The organism is Paraburkholderia sp. SIMBA_054, assembly GCF_046534875.1.
Lineage (GTDB): Bacteria > Pseudomonadota > Gammaproteobacteria > Burkholderiales > Burkholderiaceae > Paraburkholderia > Paraburkholderia hospita.
This window is the reverse complement of the sequence record NZ_JAWRXV010000005.1, coordinates 268,095-281,117: the sequence shown is the minus strand read 5'-3', so window position 1 is coordinate 281,117 and position 13,023 is coordinate 268,095. Positions and strand designations below refer to the sequence as shown.

Annotated in this window: 15 protein-coding genes; 12 read left to right on the top strand and 3 right to left on the bottom strand. The window is 62.0% G+C overall.

The window, feature by feature from the left end; all coding sequences use genetic code 11:
• The first annotated feature begins 8 nt into the window (after positions 1–8).
• The 5 genes from ctaD to SB822_RS08610 all read left to right on the top strand — a co-directional run bounded on the left by ctaD (position 9) and on the right by SB822_RS08610 (position 3,796).
• Positions 9–1,622, top strand: coding sequence for a cytochrome c oxidase subunit I (ctaD, locus tag SB822_RS08630; protein ID WP_410854470.1), 1,614 nt, complete (start codon positions 9–11; stop codon positions 1,620–1,622).
• Between the two features lie 104 nt (positions 1,623–1,726).
• Entirely contained in the window at positions 1,727–1,864 is a 138-nt protein-coding gene (locus SB822_RS08625) for a cytochrome oxidase small assembly protein (protein ID WP_167306949.1), read from the top strand.
• A 63-nt stretch (positions 1,865–1,927) separates the two neighbouring features.
• Complete coding sequence (locus SB822_RS08620) at positions 1,928–2,542, top strand: cytochrome c oxidase assembly protein (RefSeq protein ID WP_410854469.1); 615 nt, start codon at positions 1,928–1,930, stop codon at positions 2,540–2,542.
• Between the two features lie 36 nt (positions 2,543–2,578).
• Positions 2,579–2,785: a DUF2970 domain-containing protein gene (locus tag SB822_RS08615; protein ID WP_007579648.1), complete on the top strand. Its 207-nt coding sequence runs from the start codon at positions 2,579–2,581 to the stop codon at positions 2,783–2,785.
• 153 nt (positions 2,786–2,938) lie between these two features.
• A complete protein-coding gene (locus SB822_RS08610; protein ID WP_007579650.1) occupies positions 2,939–3,796 on the top strand; it encodes a cytochrome c oxidase subunit 3 in 858 nt (285 codons plus the stop codon).
• 342 nt (positions 3,797–4,138) lie between these two features.
• Here SB822_RS08610 and SB822_RS08605 read toward each other — a convergent pair whose 3' ends face one another.
• Complete coding sequence (locus SB822_RS08605; RefSeq protein WP_007579652.1) at positions 4,139–4,348, bottom strand: twin transmembrane helix small protein; 210 nt, start codon at positions 4,346–4,348, stop codon at positions 4,139–4,141.
• Positions 4,349–4,435: 87 nt separating this feature from the next.
• On the opposite strand from SB822_RS08605, the gene SB822_RS08600 reads away from it, so the two are divergent.
• The 5 genes from SB822_RS08600 (at position 4,436) to SB822_RS08580 (ending at position 8,638) form a co-directional block, all read left to right on the top strand.
• The gene (locus tag SB822_RS08600; protein ID WP_410854468.1) at positions 4,436–5,203 is read left to right on the top strand and encodes an SURF1 family protein; all 768 of its coding nucleotides are present in this window, start codon (positions 4,436–4,438) and stop codon (positions 5,201–5,203) included.
• A 69-nt stretch (positions 5,204–5,272) separates the two neighbouring features.
• On the top strand, positions 5,273–5,944 hold the full coding sequence (locus SB822_RS08595) for an SCO family protein (protein ID WP_079484182.1): 672 nt from the start codon (positions 5,273–5,275) through the stop codon (positions 5,942–5,944).
• A gap of 51 nt (positions 5,945–5,995) precedes the next feature.
• On the top strand, positions 5,996–7,105 hold the full coding sequence (locus tag SB822_RS08590) for a COX15/CtaA family protein (RefSeq protein ID WP_007579657.1): 1,110 nt from the start codon (positions 5,996–5,998) through the stop codon (positions 7,103–7,105).
• Between the two features lie 5 nt (positions 7,106–7,110).
• Positions 7,111–8,016, top strand: coding sequence for a heme o synthase (cyoE, locus tag SB822_RS08585; RefSeq protein ID WP_007579660.1), 906 nt, complete (start codon positions 7,111–7,113; stop codon positions 8,014–8,016).
• 4 nt (positions 8,017–8,020) lie between these two features.
• Positions 8,021–8,638, top strand: coding sequence for an SCO family protein (locus SB822_RS08580; protein WP_410854467.1), 618 nt, complete (start codon positions 8,021–8,023; stop codon positions 8,636–8,638).
• Between the two features lie 81 nt (positions 8,639–8,719).
• Here SB822_RS08580 and SB822_RS08575 read toward each other — a convergent pair whose 3' ends face one another.
• The gene (locus SB822_RS08575; protein WP_007579663.1) at positions 8,720–9,010 is read right to left on the bottom strand and encodes a YciI family protein; all 291 of its coding nucleotides are present in this window, start codon (positions 9,008–9,010) and stop codon (positions 8,720–8,722) included.
• A 216-nt stretch (positions 9,011–9,226) separates the two neighbouring features.
• Between SB822_RS08575 and SB822_RS08570 the strand changes: the two genes are divergently transcribed.
• On the top strand, positions 9,227–10,993 hold the full coding sequence (locus SB822_RS08570) for a methyl-accepting chemotaxis protein (RefSeq protein ID WP_410854466.1): 1,767 nt from the start codon (positions 9,227–9,229) through the stop codon (positions 10,991–10,993).
• A 7-nt stretch (positions 10,994–11,000) separates the two neighbouring features.
• Here SB822_RS08570 and SB822_RS08565 read toward each other — a convergent pair whose 3' ends face one another.
• Positions 11,001–11,819, bottom strand: a complete 819-nt coding sequence (locus SB822_RS08565; protein ID WP_410854465.1) for an FkbM family methyltransferase — start codon at positions 11,817–11,819, stop codon at positions 11,001–11,003.
• A 332-nt stretch (positions 11,820–12,151) separates the two neighbouring features.
• Between SB822_RS08565 and SB822_RS08560 the strand changes: the two genes are divergently transcribed.
• Positions 12,152–12,964, top strand: a complete 813-nt coding sequence (locus SB822_RS08560) for a MetQ/NlpA family ABC transporter substrate-binding protein (RefSeq protein ID WP_079484196.1) — start codon at positions 12,152–12,154, stop codon at positions 12,962–12,964.
• Positions 12,965–13,023 lie beyond the last annotated feature (59 nt).

Sequence of the window (13,023 nt, the reverse complement as noted above, 5' to 3'; positions counted from 1 at the left end):
AGATTGTCATGTCTAGCATCGGACACGATGTAGCCGCGGGGCACGAGCATGTTCACGGCGATCATGCCCACGAGACGCCGCATGGCTGGCGCCGCTGGCTGTACGCCACCAACCACAAGGACATCGGTACGCTGTACCTGCTGTTCTCGTTCATCATGTTCCTGTCCGGGGGGGTGATGGCGCTGGGCATCCGCGCCGAGCTGTTCGAGCCGGGCCTGCAGATCATGCGTCCCGAGTTCTTCAACCAGTTGACCACCATGCACGGCCTCATCATGGTGTTCGGCGCGATCATGCCGGCGTTCGTCGGCTTCGCGAACTGGATGATTCCGCTGCAGATCGGCGCATCGGACATGGCCTTCGCACGGATGAACAACTTCAGCTTCTGGCTGCTGCCCGTCGCTGCCGTGCTGCTGGTCGGCTCGTTCTTCGTGCCGGGCGGCGCGACGGCCGCCGGCTGGACCCTGTACGCGCCGCTGTCGACGCAGATGGGCCCGGGCATGGACTTCGCGATTTTCGCGGTCCACATCATGGGTGCGTCGTCGATCATGGGCGGCATCAACATCGTCGTGACGATCCTGAACATGCGCGCACCCGGCCTCACGCTGATGAGGATGCCGATGTTCGTCTGGACGTGGCTGATTACGGCCTACCTGCTGATCGCCGTGATGCCGGTGCTGGCTGGCGCGATCACGATGGTGCTGTTCGACCGCCACTTCGGCACGTCGTTCTTCAACGCGGCAGGCGGCGGCGACCCGGTGATGTATCAGCACATCTTCTGGTTCTTCGGCCACCCCGAGGTGTACATCATGATCTTGCCGGCGTTCGGGATCGTGTCGCAGGTGATCCCGGCGTTCGCGCGCAAGCCGCTGTTCGGCTATAGCTCGATGGTGTACGCAACGGCGTCGATCGCGATCCTGTCGTTCATGGTCTGGGCGCACCACATGTTCGCCACGGGCATGCCCGTCACGGGCCAGCTGTTCTTCATGTACGCGACGATGCTGATCGCCGTGCCGACGGGCGTGAAGGTGTTCAACTGGGTAGCGACGATGTGGCGCGGTTCGCTGACCTTCGAAACGCCGATGCTGTTCGCGGTGGGCTTCCTGTTCGTGTTCACGTTCGGCGGTCTGACGGGCCTGATGCTCGCCATGGCGCCGCTCGACATCCAGTATCACGGCACTTACTTCGTGGTTGCGCACTTCCACTACGTGCTGGTGGCGGGTTCGCTATTCGGCCTGTTCTCCGGCTGGTACTACTGGTCGCCGAAGTGGACGGGCTGGATGTACAACGAGACGCGCGGCAAAATCCACTTCTGGTCGTCGCTGATCTTCTTCAACCTCGCGTTCCTGCCGATGCACTTCGTCGGTCTCGCCGGCATGCCGCGTCGTTATGCCGACTACCCGGCGCAGTTCACCGACTGGAACCAGGTCATCACGATTGGCGCCTTCGGCTTCGGTCTCGCGCAGGTGTACTTCCTGTTCGCGGTCGCGCTGCCGGCGTATCGCGGCGGCGGCGAACTCGAACAGGCCGGCGACAAGCCGTGGGATGGCGCAACGGGCCTCGAGTGGACCGTGCCGAGCCCGGCTCCGTTCCACACGTTCGAAAATCCGCCGACGGTCGAATAAGCCGCCTTCGAAGTCCGCTCTGGCTAAGCAGTGCCGGAGCGGACCGGCTGGACCGAAGCGGGACCGAATCATCACGCAGCAACGCAGCATCAAGAAACGTCAGCATGACCCGGAATCCACAAAAAAGCCGTACGCCTGAAGAAGTTCGTGCAGGGAATCTGCGACTCGGTCTGATTCTGCTTGCCGTCGTCGCCGTCTTTTTTCTGGGTGCCGTCGTCAAGCAGGTCTGGTTTGCTTCGTGACCTGACCTGACCTGCCGTGACGAGTTGGACTCACCTGTGCATGTGATCTGTTGAGGAAGTTCGATGTCGACGCAACCGCCCGCCGGGGCCGACCGCTCTTTTAACCGTCCGATGCTGTTCAAGCTCGTCGTCGTCGCGTTGTTGATGTTCGGCTTCGGCTTTGCGTTGATCCCGATGTATCGCGCGATCTGCGAGGTCACGGGCATCAACAACCTCGTGCAGCGTGATGCAACGGCGCGCGAGGCGAAGAACACGCAGGTCGACATGAGCCGCACGATTTCGATCGAGTTCGACGCGAATGCGCGCGGACCGCTCGGTTTCAAGCCGGAGCAGAACAGTATCGACGTGCACCCGGGTGAAGTGACCACGGTGATGTACGACGTGAGCAACCAGCAGGCGCGCACGATCCAGGCTCAGGCCATTCCGAGCTACGCGCCGAAGCAGGCCACGGAGTTCTTCAAGAAGATCGAGTGTTTTTGCTTTACGCAGCAGACGTTGAAGGCGAACGAGTCGAAGCGGATGCCCGTCGTGTTCGTCGTCGATCCGAAATTGCCGAAAGACGTGAAGACGATCACGCTGTCGTACACGTTCTTCGAACTGAACGCGCCTGCACCCACGGCGCGCGGCACGCAAGGTCAGGCGGCGGACGGCGCAGCGAAAGCAACGAACCCGGCCTGACGCGTACCACGACGCTTGCCCAAAGAAGGCGAGGATATGAACGATAGCGGTCGCGGCAGGAAGAGCAGTTTCGGCCAGTCGATGAAAGCGGTGATGTGGTCGTTTTTCGGTGTGCGCAAACGGCGCGATCTGGAAGCGGATGCCACGCAGTTGAATCCGCTGCACGTGATCATCGCGGCGCTGATCGGCGCGGCGATTTTCATCGGGGTGTTGATCCTGATCGTGCGCGTGGTGGTCGGTTAGCGCGGCAAGGCGGCATGGCGGTCTTCGCGGAAGTGGATGGAGCAGGGCGGCGCAACGCAGCGCGCCGTTGGAGATAGAGCCGGGGCGCAGCGCAGTCGGCTGCGGATTCAACCGGACCAAGCAGAACAACTGGACTGAAGTGGAGAATCAACGATGAGCGGTCAAAACGAGAGCCCGTACTATTTCATACCGCACCCGTCGCGGCATCCGATCAGCGCTGCGATTGGCCTGCTGGTCATGCTCGGATCGTTTGCGGCGTGGGTGAACGGCGAGCCGTGGGCGCCCATCACGGCGCTGGTCGGTCTGCTTTGGCTGCTCTTCACGCTGTACCACTGGTTCGGCGATGCGATCTCCGAGTCGGAAGGCGGGATGTACGGCAAGAAAGTCGATGCGTCGTACCGCTGGAGCATGAGCTGGTTCATCTTTTCGGAAGTGATGTTCTTCGGCGCGTTTTTCGGCGCGCTGTTCTATGCACGCGAGATCGCGATGCATCAGCTTGGCAGTCTCGACTACAAGCTGATCTGGCCGGATTTCACGGCGGTATGGCCGAACATCGGACCGGCTGATCTCGTGTCGCACTTCAAGTCGATGACGCCGTGGCCCGTGCCGACCATCAACACGGCGCTGCTGCTGTCGTCGGGCGCGACGCTGACGGTCTCGCACCACGCGCTGCGCGACAATCACCGCACGAAAGCGATTGCATGGCTCGCAGCCACGCTGGTGCTGGGCATCTCGTTCCTGTTCCTGCAAGGCTTCGAGTATTTCCACGCGTACAACGAACTGAACCTGACGCTCGCATCGGGCGTGTACGGCTCGACGTTCTTCCTGCTGACGGGCTTCCACGGTTTCCACGTGTTCCTCGGCGGCACGATGCTGGCCGTTGTGCTGGTGCGTATGATTCGCGGCCATTTCACGGCTGATCATCACTTCGCGTTCGAAGGCGCGGCCTGGTACTGGCACTTTGTCGACGTCGTGTGGCTGGGTCTGTATATCGTCGTGTACTGGCTGTAAGCGTCGTTCGAACGCCACGGAGCCTGCGCAAATCGTGCGTCATATCGACGCATCGAGGCACCGCAGGCAGCCTGAAAGCGGTTGGCATCAGGCGCGGTCGGAGCGTCGAACGCGTTGGTGTGAGAGCTGTATCGTAAAAGACTTGGACAGCGCCGCCCTCGACCCCGTCAGGGCGGCGTTTTGCTTCGATGGTGTGAGGATTTCGCCGATTGCGTAACGATGTATTGCCTGATCGGCGCGAAATTAAGTGGCATACTTCGCCGTCAATTTGAGACGGCACCGTCAGGTCGGCGCACTGCGAGACTGCGTGCTGTTACCGCTGAACGTGCTGGACGTGTGCCGTCAGCGTCCGTACGGAATGCCCGTCGAATGAATCCAGCCCATCCAGTTCGCGAACAAGATGAACAGGAACAGCGTAATCGACAGGCCGACACGTGTCGCGAGCGACCAGACCATACGCTTCGTTCTGCCCCGGTCGTGCATCATGAAGTACAGCGCGGACACCATGCTGCCGATGATCAGAACGAACGCGATGGGAACGAGAATGTGCATGGAACCAACTGAAATTCAGGAAAGCGAAGGCAACGATTTCATTATCGCACCGCACGCAATGGTTCGTGTTCCGACCAGAATCGCACGATGAAGATTCGTCTCATACCGATGCTGCTGATTCTGATCGTCGTCGCGGTGACGGTGCGGCTCGGTTTCTGGCAGCGCGACCGCGCGCATCAGAAGGAAGCGTTGCAGGCGCAGATCACGCAGTTCGAGAACGCGCCCGCGCAGACCGTGGGCGCCGCGCCCGTCGCGCTGAAGGACATCGAGTTTCATCGCGTGCATGCGTTCGGACAGTTTATGCCGCAGCAAGTGGTGTACCTCGATAATCGCCCGTATAACGACCAGCCGGGCTTTTACGTCGTGATGCCCTTTAAACTGCGCGACGGCGGCGTTGTGCTCGTCAATCGCGGCTGGCTGCCGCGCAACATGAACGAGCGCACGGCGATCGCGCCGTACGACACGCCGAACGGTGAGATCGAAATCGAAGGCATCGCGCGTGCCGACGCGACCCGCGCGTACGAACTCGGTGAGGGTGGCTCGGCCGCGCATCAGACGATTCGCCAGAATCTCGATGTTGCATCGTACGCGGCGGAAACGGGCTTGCCGCTGCAGCCGTTCGTGATCCAGCAGACCAGCGACGACGGCGACAAGCTCGTGCGCGACTGGCCCGCGCCGACGTCGGGCGTCGAACGCAACTACGGCTATATGGCCCAGTGGTGGGGCATGGCCGCCGCAGCAGTGATTTTCGGCCTGTATGCGGCCCGGCGTGCGGCGAAGAATGCGAATCGGATCGAGAGCAAGGGACCGGAAGGCGGCGACGCGGCCAACAACGGACAGGCGCCCCGGGCGTGATGCTTCACGCGTCGCTCGGCTGCAGCTTACAGGCGTGATGCAAGCGCCATCATGAAAAGAGGATCACGAGTGTCGACGCAAAACCCCCGTTCGCAGCAAACCGGACAGCAACCCGCGCAACGCGGGCAGGGTAAGGTTCCGGGCCAGCCGAACGGCAAAGGCTCGTGGCAGCGCGGTCGCTGGACACTGCTGCTGATCGCGCTGGTCTGCGCGGCGCCCGTCATCGGGTCTTATTTCACGTACTACGTGATCAAGCCGAAGGGCAGCGCGACGAGCTACGGCACGCTGATCGAGCCGCAACGCCCGATCCCCGACGCGCTCGTCGTCACGGCCGAGGACGGCAAGCCGATGAAGCTCGCGTCCTTGCGCGGCCGCTGGCTGCTGATTTCCGTCGACAGCAGCGCATGCGACAAGCCTTGTGTGACGAAGCTGTATTTCATGCGCCAGGTGCGCGCGACCCAGGCGGGCGAGCGCGAGCGCATCGTCAACGTGTTTCTGCGCACGGATGCCAGCAAGGTGCCCGACGTCGTCGATAACGCGTACAAGGACACGGAGATGCTGATCGCCGATCCGAAGGAAGTGAGCGCATGGCTGCCCGCCGACGAAGGCACACAGGTCTCCGATCACATCTATATGGTCGACCCGAACGGCAACCTGATGATGCGGTTCCCGAAAGACGCAAACCCGAGCAAGATCAAAGGTGATGTCACGAAACTGCTCAGAAATTCGGGTATCGGCTAAAGTGCCGCGAGCACGTTGAAACTCGCCTGGTGGCGAGAGAAGGAAAGATAGATGTTCGTATTGCAACTGGGACTGATCGGGCTGTGCGTTGCGCTGCTGCCGCTGTCGTACGTGTGGGTGAAAGCCGACGACAACAAGTTCCGCAAGCTGGTCTGGGTCACGACCTTCCTGACGCTGGACCTCGTGATGTTCGGCGGCTTCACGCGCCTGACCGACTCGGGCCTCGGCTGCCCGGACTGGCCGGGCTGCTACGGCACGTCGTCGCCGTTCATCGCGCACGCGGCGATCAATGCCGCGTATCACGCGATGCCGTCGGGCCCCGTCAGCATGACGAAGGCATGGATCGAGATGATTCACCGCTACTTCGCGATGGCGATCGGCGTGCTGATCGTCGCGCAGACGGTCATCGCGTGGGTCGCGCGCATCAAGCGCCGTCCGCTGCATGTATCGCCGTTGTGGCCGACGTCGCTGCTGCTGCTGATTCTGGTGCAGGGCGCGTTCGGCGCATGGACCGTGACGATGAAGCTGCAACCCGTGATCGTGACGATTCACCTGTTGCTCGGGCTCGCGCTGCTCGGCACGCTCGGCTGGCTCGCCGCGCGTCAGACGCCGCTACCCGCGTACGAGCCCGAAGCGTCGCAGTGGCGTGTTGCCGCGCTGTTCGGCCTCGCGCTGCTGATCGTGCAAATCGCACTCGGCGGCTGGGTCAGCACGAACTACGCGGTGCTCGCCTGCACCGATTTTCCGACCTGCAACGGCCAGTGGATTCCGCCGATGGACTTCGAGCACGGCTTCCATCTGTGGCGCGCGCTCGGCATGACGGGCGACGGCGACATGATCACGCAGGATGCGCTGGTCGCGATCCACTGGACACATCGCACGTTCGCGTTCGTCGTGGTCGCGTATCTGCTGTGGTTCGCGCTGAAAATGCGCCGCTTCGAGTCGCTGCGGCGGCCCGCAAATGGCGTGCTGCTCGTGATCGTGATCCAGTTCATCACGGGCCTGTCGAACATCGTTTTGCAATGGCCTTTGCCCATTGCCGTCGCCCATAACGGCGGGGCCGCGATCCTGCTGCTCCTGCTCGTTATGCTAAACTTTCGAATCGCTTATAGCCGTCCCGGCCGCGCCGTCGTTCACGCGCGCGACGCCGCGCCAGCGTGACCCACATGGACAGCACAACTCTCCCCCATTCGCCCGGTAGCCGGATTTCTCAATACATTGCGCTGACGAAGCCGCGTGTCACGCAGCTCGCCGTGTTTTGCGCAGTGATCGGCATGTTCCTGGCCACGCCCGGCATGGTGCCGTGGACGGTGCTGATCGGCGGCGCAGTCGGCATCTGGTTGCTGGCGGGCGCTGCGTTCGCGATCAACTGTCTCGTCGAACAGAAAGTCGACGCGAAAATGCGCCGCACCGCGTGGCGTCCTTCGGCGCGCGGCGAGATCACCACTTCACAGATTCTGCTGTTCTCGGCCGTGCTCGGCGGCCTTGGCATGTGGACGCTCTATACGTTCACCAACGCGCTGACCATGTGGCTCACCATCGCCACCTTCGTCGGCTACGCGATCGTCTACACGCTGCTGCTCAAGCCTTATACGCCGCAGAACATCGTGATCGGTGGCGCATCGGGCGCGATGCCGCCGGCGCTCGGCTGGGCGGCCGTGACGGGCGCCGTGCCCGGCGACGCGTGGATTCTCGTGCTGATCATCTTCGTGTGGACGCCGCCGCATTTCTGGGCGCTCGCGCTGTATCGCCGAAAGGACTACGAAAACGCTGGCCTGCCGATGCTGCCGATCACGCACGGCGAGCAGTACACGCGTCTGCATATCTTGCTGTACACCATCATTCTGTTCGCGGTCACGATGATGCCGTTTATCTCGGGCATGAGCGGAATCGTGTATCTGGCGTCGGCGGTTCTGTTGGGTGCCGTGTTCCTCGCGTATGCGTGGAAGATTTATCGGGAATATTCCGACGACCTCGCGCGTAAAACCTTCCGTTATTCGATCGTTTATCTGTCGCTGCTGTTTGCGGCGCTGTTGATCGACCACTATTCGCGTGCCTTGATCGGCGCGTAATACCATGCTCACTAAACGGTTCGCGCGCGCGGCGCGCGTTGCTCTCGTCGCGTGCGCGCTCGGCGGCGCGGCGCTGATGTCGGGATGCGGGAAGGAACAGCCCGCGTTCACGAACGTCGATATCACGGGAAACAAGCAGTTCGGCGCCGACTTTTCGTTGCCCGATACGAGCGGCAAGCTGCGCTCGCTTGCCGACTACAAGGGCAAGGTCGTCGTGATGTTCTTCGGCTATACGCATTGCCCCGACGTCTGCCCGACGACGATGGCCGAGCTTTCGCAGGCGCTCCAGCAACTCGGCCCCGAAGACGCGAAGCGCGTGCAGGTGCTGTTCGTCACCGTCGATCCCGAGCGCGATACGCCTGAACTGATGTCGCAGTACGTGCCCGCGTTCAATCCGACGTTCGTCGGCCTGCGCCCTGCCGATCAGGAGCAGCTGACGAAGGTGACGAAGGACTTCCGCGTTTACTACGCGAAGGTGCCGGGCAAGACGCCCGACAGCTACACGATGGATCACACGGCCGCGAGCTACGTGTTCGATACCGACGGCAAGCTGCGTCTTTTCGCCCGTGACGGGCAGGGCGCATCGCCGTGGGTGCACGATCTGAAGCTGTTGCTCGGCTGAGCGAGCGGCGCAAAAGTCGCACATTGAAATGAAAAAGGCTGCACGACGACGTGCAGCCTTTTTCATTTTCTAAGCCCCAGTTCACTCGGGCGCTTTCAGATTCATCCCCGGCGCCATCCGCGTCGCCTTGAACTCCGTCACGTCATAGCGCGCCACCTTCTGCTGCGCAAATGGATCGCTCGCGAGAATCTCGTCGAGTCTCGATCGTTCGATACCCGCCGCGATGATCACGCCGCCGTCGCGCGGCACCTTCGGCCCTGCCATGATGAACACGCCCGCGTCGAACTGACGCGTCAGGAACGCGCGGTGCGCTTCCAGCGCATCGTCGACACGATCCAGCGATGCCGTGTAGCTGAGGGAGACGACATACATAAAAAACCTCGCAAATGGGGAAGAGGCGAACGGCGCGCGTAGGCGCCGCATCCCGCCATTATCGGCTGACACGGCGCGGGGCGTGACTGGCGGGCCGCCTCAAGTCGGCGCATCGATTTGCCGTTATCCAGGAGAGCAATCGTTTGCGCCCATTCTGTCTTAAGCGGGCGCCGCAGATTTGCCAAAGATGTGACCACACCACAAGAGACCAACACAATGAGTAGGATGAGTCTGAACCGCAAGCTGTGGTTATCGCTTGTGCTCGTATGGCTGGGCTTGCTGGGCGTCGGATTGTGGAGCGCGGTGGAAACCCGCTCGACAATGCTCGACGAGCGCAAGGCAGGCATGGTGAATCTCGTCGATGCCGCGCAAGGGGTCGTGAGCGGCTATTACGCACTTTCGCAGGCCGGCAAGATGAGCGAGGCCGATGCGCAGCGCGAAGCGCTCGCGCGTCTCGCGACGATGCGCTACGGCGAGTCCGGTTATCTGTTCGTGATGGATTCGAAGCCCGTCGTGCTGATGCATCCGACCTTGCCGCAGATGAACGGCAAAGCGGTGGGCGACTTCAAGGACCCGGACGGCAAGCTCCTGTACGTGTCGATCGTCGATGCGGCGAAGGCGACGGGCAAAGGTTTCGCCGAATACCGCGGACGTCTGCCGCACAGCGAAGAGGCTGTGCCGAAAATCAGCTATGCCGTGCGTTTCGCGCCGTGGGACTGGAACATCGTGAGTGGCGTATTCGTGCGCGACATCGATACCGCTTACTACGCGAACCTGATCGAGCATTTCATCGTCGTGCTGGTGATCGGCGCGGGGATTTCGTTCGCGATGCTTTTGATCATCCGCAATGTGCGCGGCAGCCTCGGCGGCGAGCCGCAGGATGCCGCAAAGCTCGCGGCGCGTATCGCGACGGGCGACCTCACGCAGATCGTGTCCGTGCGCGCGAACGATTCGTCGAGCATGATGGCCGCGATGAACGAGATGCAAAGCCGCTTGCAGCGCACGATCGGCGAGATTCGTCAGTCGGCGGAGTCGATTGCGTCGGCTACGCAGGAGATCGCGGCGGGCAACGGTGATCTGTCGCAGCGCACGGAGCAGCAGGCGGCGTCGTTGCAGGAAACGGCGGCGAGCATGGAAGAGCTGACGGCGACCGTCAAGCAGAACGCCGACAACGCGCGCCAGGCGAGCGGCCTTGCGAACAATGCGTCTGAGATCGCGACGAAGGGCAACGAGGTCGTCAACCGTGTGATCAGCACGATGACGGAGATCAACGACAGCTCGCGGCAGATCTCGGACATCATCGGCGTGATCGAGGGCATCGCGTTCCAGACGAACATTCTCGCGCTGAACGCGGCCGTCGAAGCGGCGCGCGCGGGCGAACAGGGCCGCGGCTTCGCGGTCGTCGCGGGCGAGGTGCGCAGCCTTGCGCAACGTTCGGCGACGGCGGCGAAGGAAATCAAGCAACTGATCGGCGCATCGGTGGAGCGCGTCAACAACGGCTACACGCTCGTCGAGCAGGCAGGCACGACGATGAGCGAGATCATGCAGGCGGTGCGCCGCGTGACGGACATCATGGGTGAGATCGCCGCGGCGTCGGAGGAGCAGAGCAGCGGCATTTCGCAGGTGGGACGTGCGGTCACGCAGATGGACGAGGTCACGCAGCAGAACGCGGCGCTGGTCGAGCAGGCTGCGGCGGCTGCTGCGTCGCTGCAGGATCAGGCGACGCGTCTGCGTCAGACGATCGGTGCGTTCCGGGTAAATGGCGGTGAGCCGATGGTCGCTGCGAAGACGGTTCCTGCGGCAGCGAAGAAGGTCGTGAATGCAGCGGCGAAGCCAGCCGCGAAGCCGGCAGCCGCCGCAGCCGCGACGGCAACGAAGGCGGATCTCGGTGCGCGCGAGGCCGCGAGACCCGCCATGAAGATGGATGCGTCGGCGCGTCCGGTAAAGGCGTCGTCATCCGGTGACGATTGGACCACCTTCTAACGGCTTCTCAACCGAGAACGAGACCGTTCTCGGTTTGATGGATGTGCTGCAAGGTCGGGTCGGATTCGTGGATCGCCAGTTGATCGATTCCATAGTCGAACTGACGATAACCGAGTTCGGTTAGAAAAGTCTGAATCGCGTCGCGATCAGACTTGATCATTTCAATCAGCATGACGGGGCGGTGCTGTTCGAGCACGGCGCGTGCCCCGCGCAGCACGTCGAGTTCCATCCCTTCGACGTCGAGCTTCAGAAAGTCCAGCCGATTGAGGCTCAGCGAAGGCAGATCGATCACGGGCACCTTGACGCCGTCCTGCGTGTCGTAGGAGATCGGTTGTCCGATCGCCTCGGTATTTTCGCGTTGGCGCAGTTCGAGACTGCCGAAGCTCGCGGGCCGCGTATAGTCGGGCCGCGGCACGATCATCTCTCCGCAGCTTTCGCCCAGTGCCGTCAGCCGCGCTCGCACGTTCATGCAGTTGTTGAGCGCGATGTTGCCCGCCAGCGCGTAGTACACAGCTTCCTGGGCTTCGAACGAATGCACCTCGCCCCATCCGTACATGTGCCGCGACCATTCGATCGTATGCACACCGACGTTCGCGCCACCGTCGATCGCGACAACACCGTCGCCGAAATGGCGGCGGCGCAGGTCGAGAATCAGGAGTGCGAGTTTAATTTCGTTGAGATCGAACTGCGATGCCGTGAGCAACTGAAAGCCGACGCCGAACACGCCGCCGTCCTGTTTGATCGCGAAATCGTTGCGGTTGACGATCATGTTGCCGTGGTTGGTCGAGGCGAGAACGAAGGCGATGGGGCGAGCGGGATATGACATGTGTCTCTCGTTTGAGTCGTGAGTGGAGTGTCTGCAACGAAGGCTGGGTGAGATGCGCCCGACGAATCGATTGGGCTTGGTAGGCATGCTTATCTTAAAAAGGCGGCGGGTATGCCCCTATAGGACGACTCCTAAAACACCATGCGCAACGAGGCACGCCATGCAACCCCGTGACAAAGCCGCGCGGGACAACGCGCATACCCATATGCGAACCCTGTATTTCCCATCGACGCGCGGCTGTGAGACGATTTAGGGCTCGACACTTCGCGGGCTACGTCAATGTGCCCGCTGTCGAATACGAATCCGAAACAAGGCAGTCAAGAGAGAATCACATGCAGCGCAGAACACTCATCAAGGTCTTTTCCGCAGCGCTCGCTTCGGCGGCGCTCGTCACGAGCTTCGGCGCACGTGCCGACGACAAGGTCATCAAGGTCGGCACGATCAGCGGCCCCGACGCGCAAATCTGGTCGGTAGTGCAGAAGGTCGCGAAGCGCGAAGGCCTGAACGTGAAGGTCATCGAGTTCAACGACTACGTGCAGCCGAACGCCGCGCTCGACGCAGGCGATCTCGACGCGAACAGCTTCCAGCATCAGCCGTATCTCGACAGCCAGATCAAGCAGCGTGGCTACAAGATCGTCAACGCCGGTCTGACCTACATCTCGCCGCTTGGCGTCTACTCGAAGAAGCTGAAGTCGCTGAAGGATCTGCCGCAAGGCGCGAAGGTCGCGGTTCCGAACGATCCGTCGAATGAAAATCGCGCATTGCTGCTGTTGCAGTCGCAAGGCGTGATCAAGCTGAAGGCGGGCGCGGGCACGAACGGCAGCAACGCGACGCCGCTCGATGTCGCCGACAATCCGAAGAAGGTGAAGCTGATCGAACTGGACGCAGCGCAATTGCCGCGTTCGCTCTCCGACGTCGATGCCGCCGCGATCAACACGAACTTCGCGCTGGCAGCCGGCCTGCAGCCGACCAAAGATGCAATCGCGCTCGAAGACGTGCACAGCCCGTACGCGAACCTGATCGCCGTTCGTATCAAGGACAAGGATCAGCCGTGGGTGAAGAAGCTGGTCGCGGCGTATCAGTCGGAAGACGTGCGCCAGTTCATCAAGACGGAGTTCAAGGGTTCGGTCGTGCCGTCGTTCTAAGCGACGCGGCCTGATCGCATGATTTGAAAGAGAAGCGCCACGGGAGACCGTGGCGCTTT

Bases quoted from the DNA above. Each gene is read 5' to 3' on its own strand.
- ctaD (WP_410854470.1), top strand. From the start codon at position 9: ATGTCTAGCATCGGACACGATGTAGCCGCGGGGCACGAGCATGTTCAC.
- SB822_RS08625 (WP_167306949.1), top strand. From the start codon at position 1,727: ATGACCCGGAATCCACAAAAAAGCCGTACGCCTGAAGAAGTTCGTGCA.
- SB822_RS08620 (WP_410854469.1), top strand. From the start codon at position 1,928: ATGTCGACGCAACCGCCCGCCGGGGCCGACCGCTCTTTTAACCGTCCG.
- SB822_RS08615 (WP_007579648.1), top strand. From the start codon at position 2,579: ATGAACGATAGCGGTCGCGGCAGGAAGAGCAGTTTCGGCCAGTCGATG.
- SB822_RS08610 (WP_007579650.1), top strand. From the start codon at position 2,939: ATGAGCGGTCAAAACGAGAGCCCGTACTATTTCATACCGCACCCGTCG.
- SB822_RS08605 (WP_007579652.1), bottom strand. From the start codon at position 4,348: ATGCACATTCTCGTTCCCATCGCGTTCGTTCTGATCATCGGCAGCATG.
- SB822_RS08600 (WP_410854468.1), top strand. From the start codon at position 4,436: ATGAAGATTCGTCTCATACCGATGCTGCTGATTCTGATCGTCGTCGCG.
- SB822_RS08590 (WP_007579657.1), top strand. From the start codon at position 5,996: ATGTTCGTATTGCAACTGGGACTGATCGGGCTGTGCGTTGCGCTGCTG.
- cyoE (WP_007579660.1), top strand. From the start codon at position 7,111: ATGGACAGCACAACTCTCCCCCATTCGCCCGGTAGCCGGATTTCTCAA.
- SB822_RS08580 (WP_410854467.1), top strand. From the start codon at position 8,021: ATGCTCACTAAACGGTTCGCGCGCGCGGCGCGCGTTGCTCTCGTCGCG.
- SB822_RS08575 (WP_007579663.1), bottom strand. From the start codon at position 9,010: ATGTATGTCGTCTCCCTCAGCTACACGGCATCGCTGGATCGTGTCGAC.
- SB822_RS08570 (WP_410854466.1), top strand. From the start codon at position 9,227: ATGAGTAGGATGAGTCTGAACCGCAAGCTGTGGTTATCGCTTGTGCTC.
- SB822_RS08565 (WP_410854465.1), bottom strand. From the start codon at position 11,819: ATGTCATATCCCGCTCGCCCCATCGCCTTCGTTCTCGCCTCGACCAAC.
- SB822_RS08560 (WP_079484196.1), top strand. From the start codon at position 12,152: ATGCAGCGCAGAACACTCATCAAGGTCTTTTCCGCAGCGCTCGCTTCG.